Consider the following 4,080-nt stretch of genomic DNA (forward strand, 5'->3'; position numbering starts at 1 on the left):
GGGTAATGGCCGTATTTTTCGTTTGTAATGTCATCGTCCACGTTGACAAGGTTGGCGAGCTGCGGTAGCATATCATCAACGACTCGCGTGGTGCCTTACTATTAATTTTGATATTTCTACCAGCGCGTCGAGGCTCAGCCTGTCGGTGTTGAGCGCATAGTCAAACACCGACAGGTCGTCGCCAAAGACAAAGCCGTAGAGGCTGCGGTAGATCTTTTTATTTTCGCCGTCGCGCATGTCCACTATCTTTTCTGCCTGCTCGATGGGTATCTTGTCGCGGTTTGCCATGCGCGCTGCCCTGTTGTGCGACGAGCCCTTGAGCCAGAACTTTATTATCCTCTCGTCGCTGACGAGCCACGGCAAGGTATAGCTTGTTATCACCGCGTTCTCGCTCTTTAGTATCTCTGACAGCTTGCCGTCGACCTTTTTGTCAAACGTGGGGTCGCGCTTGCGCTCTTCCATGAACTTTTTTGCCTCCGGCGTGTCCCACCAGTCGCTTTTCGACGTGTCGGTAGAGTAGCCCCTTTCTGCTGCAAGCATCTTCAGTATGTCGCCCCCGTTATAGTGCGACAGGCCGAATTCCTTGGCAAGCTCGCCTGCTATGGTGGTCTTGCCAACTGCCGGCCAGCCGGAAATGACGATGCTGAATCTTGCGGTCATATGCCGGTGGCCATGCCTGTCTTGGTTATCTTGGATATTATGCCGGAAAACCCAAACGACGTCAGCAGGAACCAGCCCCATAGGTATACCTCGCCCGGCAGCGTGCAGGCGCCCCTGGGGTTGCCGTTCTCGTCAAGCTGCGTCTGGTTTGCGACGTCTTCGTCGCTGCACGTGATGAACGGCAGGTATATGGGCGATATGTTGACGACCTGGCCGAATATCGCGGGAAAGACGAATATCCATATCAAAAACGACGGTATCATGTAGATGAACATGGGGCGCATCTGCTGCTGTTGCACTTCAAGGGCCATCTTGTTGATGTATGCCTGCTTTTTCTTCAGCTCGTCGACCCTCTCCTTGTCGCCCTTTTTCACCGCGTCGGTGTAGGACTTGCGCCACTCGTTGGTCTCCTTCATTATCCTGTTGGTCCGCTCAATGTCGGTGGTCTTTTTGCGAAGCATCGCAAAGGCAAAGCTCATGCCGACTGAAATCGCCAGAGCCACTATGCTGGCCGAGACCATGTCCGGGAATATCGGGTTGCGCGTGTACTGCGGGCTAAAGAACTGCAGTATTATGCTGCCCCAATCTATCATCATTTTCCTTCTCCCAGCACTTTGGCTATGCCGGCGGCGGCATCGTCTGCCTTGCCATTGTCGTTGAGGACAAGCGCAAACGGCGCGCCCGTCAATACCGAGCATGAGGCGAGCATCATTTTTGAAAAGTCAAGGTCGTTGCGGATGGCTTCAACCGACGCCTCGTCGCGCACGCGCGTCGAGTCGTTCCTCCTGCGGTCCACGATCTCTTGCGGGTCGGCGGCCACCATTATCAGGTTGGTAGGGTTCATTATCGTTAGCAGTCGCATGGGCAGGCCGGGATAATATCCCTCGCCCGTGCTTATAAAAAGGTGAGTGTCGACGATCACAATGTCGTCTTTCATGTCGGCAATGCGCCTTGCGGCAGTCTCTTGCAGCCTGCGCTGCTCGCTGACCGGCAGCTTGCGCATCTCGTCGCGGCTCTTGACGCCCATCTTTTGCGCCTCCTCAAACATGAGCGTCCCATAGGTGACAAGAGTTGTCTTGCGCTTTTGCGACAGCATCTCTGCAGCGCGGGCGATGACGGTGGTCTTGCCCACGCCGGGGATGCCGACGATGATTGCGCGCTTGTTATTTCCTGCCAAGGATAGCCGCCAGTTTGGGCATGTAGGTGTCGACCTGCTCTTTGACCAGCGTCTGGTAATAGCTCACCATGATGTTGACCATCAGCAGTACGCCGGTGCCAGAGCCAAAGACTCCAAGCATGTCTGAGAGCGACGCCAGAAGGCCGATGATGATGCCGCTGATTATCGTGAGCGACGGAATGTAGCGGTTGAGCAAGCCTTCTACAGAGCCTTCAGACCTGCGGAAGCCCGGCACCTGGACATCTGCGTCAAGCAGGTTGCGCGCCGCCGTCTTGGCCGACAGGCCGCCCAACTCTACCCAGAGCCTTGAAAACACCGTGACTATGGCCGTAAAGAATATGGCATAGACTACCGCCCTTACGGGGTCCTGAGCTACCGTTTCGAGGCTCCTTGGAGAAGTTATGTAGTATAGTATGCCGCCCGTGGGAGTCTGCGAGCTGTTCTGGTCAAACTGCGCAATCCAGTTGAACACTGGGTTGGTGTTGTTGGGGTTATAGTTGGCCCACATCATCTGACCCATGAACACCGCGTTGGCGATGAGTGCCGACGCCAGGATGACCGGGATGACTGACGTGTATAGCAGCTTGATGGGGTAGACGGCCGTAAAGCCTCTGTATTTTGTCGATACTATAGGAATGTCGACGTGTATCCCCTCGATATACACGAGCACGAGTATTACTCCTATTGTGAGCGCAAGCGCAAATACGCTCGGCAGCTGGCCCGCGCGGAATATCGCATCCTGTATGTGGCCTTCCAATCCTGCCTGTATGGCAAACGGCGCGATGCCTATGGGCCCGTCGTTTGCAGGCAGCGGGCTGAACACGCTCCAGAGTATCGTCTGGGCAATGCCTGCCATGATGAACAGCGACAGTCCAGAGCCGACGCCCCACCCTTTTTGCACCATCTCGTCCATCAGCATGACGAGCAGTGAGGCAAAGATCAGCTGGCCAATAACCACCGCAATTATGTGGGGGCCATCAACCAAGGGGCCGTACACAGAGATGCCGTAGAGCGCGCCCTCTGCGACGATTACTATGATGGTGACTATCTTGGTCGCCGACGTAAAGAGCGACCTGTCGTCCGGGTTCTTGAAGTCGAGGCGGATGAGGTCCGAGCCCTTCAAGAGCTGCATGAGCAACCCTGCAGTGACTATGGGCCCGATGCCAAGCTCCATCAGCGTGCCTTGCTGCGCGGCAAAGATGACCCTGGCAAAGGCGAGAAAGTCAAAGCGCGGGTCCTCAGTGACGCCATAAAGCGGGATCTGGCCCATGATGAGGTATGCAAAGAGCGCGATGCCGGTCCAGACGAACTTTTCCGTCAGCGTGATCTTTTTCTTGGGCTTTGGAACCTGCGGGACGTAAACAGACGCTGCCTTGATTATGCGCCTGAGCTTGCTCTCATTCTGCGTCGTGCTCATCTGAGATGACCTCACCGCCTGCTGCCTGGATCTTTGCCTTGGCCTTCTCTGATACCTTGGCTACCTTGATAGTGTAAGCGCCGCCTATTTGGCCGCCGCCCAGCAACTTGTCATACCCGAGTGCTGCGAGGTCCAGGACGACCTTGCCTGACTCGTCGGCCTTGCCGTGCTTGGCAAAGACTGCATCAAGGTCGCGGACGTTGACCCACCTGTTGACCAGGTTGCGGTTGAACGAGTTGAACGCGTCGTGACCAAAGTGGTCTGGTTCTTCGATTACTGTCCTTATGAAAAAGTGCTTGTGCTTGCCGGCTCCGCCGATGCCTCCCCTGCTTCCTGCCTGCCTGTGCTGGCCGACCTGGCCCCAGCCGCAATACCTGCTGCCTCTTTGCCTTCTGCTTTTTCTAAATCTGGTAGCCATTAATTATCACTATGATTGAATGGATTGACGTTCGGCTATAACCTTAATTAAGTCTTACTAGAGCGAGGGCTTGTTAGCCTTGGACTATGGCTATTGTACAAAGTTGGGGCTATTTCTCGTTGATATAGATTAAGGACTGCATCAAGGTCAAGCAGAAGGAGTGGCTTGACGAGAAAGATGAGTAGCGATTCATGATATATTGAGGATGCAAGGATTCAACTGATTAGCAAACGGTCGGGATAGCTGCTGGATCAGGATGCATTAGACAAGTAGATTTTTCAGCGAGACATTTAGGGTAACGCTACATCATTCTTATGGATATGCGATGTTTGTGAATTGTCTCGACGCTTCTTTAAGCCGTTAAGTTTGCCAAGACCATTGCTTATCTGGCTGCTGCTTGTCAGAAAG

At 54.4% G+C, this 4,080-nt stretch carries 5 protein-coding genes; all 5 read right to left on the minus strand.

Annotated features, from left to right (window positions below):
- Positions 1 to 75: 75 nt before the first annotated feature.
- From ACREAY_RS10305 to ACREAY_RS10325, 5 genes are read right to left on the minus strand one after another with little or no spacing between them, the layout of a single operon-like run.
- Positions 76 to 660, minus strand: coding sequence for an AAA family ATPase (locus ACREAY_RS10305; RefSeq protein ID WP_431755686.1), 585 nt, complete (start codon positions 658 to 660; stop codon positions 76 to 78).
- Positions 657 to 1,256, minus strand: a complete 600-nt coding sequence (locus ACREAY_RS10310; RefSeq protein WP_431755687.1) for an EMC3/TMCO1 family protein — start codon at positions 1,254 to 1,256, stop codon at positions 657 to 659. The genes ACREAY_RS10305 and ACREAY_RS10310 overlap by 4 nt, the downstream gene beginning before the upstream one ends.
- A complete protein-coding gene (locus tag ACREAY_RS10315; protein ID WP_431755688.1) occupies positions 1,253 to 1,837 on the minus strand; it encodes an adenylate kinase in 585 nt (194 codons plus the stop codon). The genes ACREAY_RS10310 and ACREAY_RS10315 overlap by 4 nt, the downstream gene beginning before the upstream one ends.
- A complete protein-coding gene (gene secY, locus ACREAY_RS10320) occupies positions 1,824 to 3,254 on the minus strand; it encodes a preprotein translocase subunit SecY (protein WP_431755689.1) in 1,431 nt (476 codons plus the stop codon). The genes ACREAY_RS10315 and secY overlap by 14 nt, the downstream gene beginning before the upstream one ends.
- A complete protein-coding gene (locus ACREAY_RS10325) occupies positions 3,235 to 3,672 on the minus strand; it encodes an uL15 family ribosomal protein (RefSeq protein WP_431755690.1) in 438 nt (145 codons plus the stop codon). Before ACREAY_RS10325 ends, secY begins: the two co-directional genes overlap by 20 nt.
- Positions 3,673 to 4,080 lie beyond the last annotated feature (408 nt).

This window comes from Nitrososphaera sp. (assembly GCF_050748925.1).
Lineage (GTDB): Archaea > Thermoproteota > Nitrososphaeria > Nitrososphaerales > Nitrososphaeraceae > Nitrososphaera.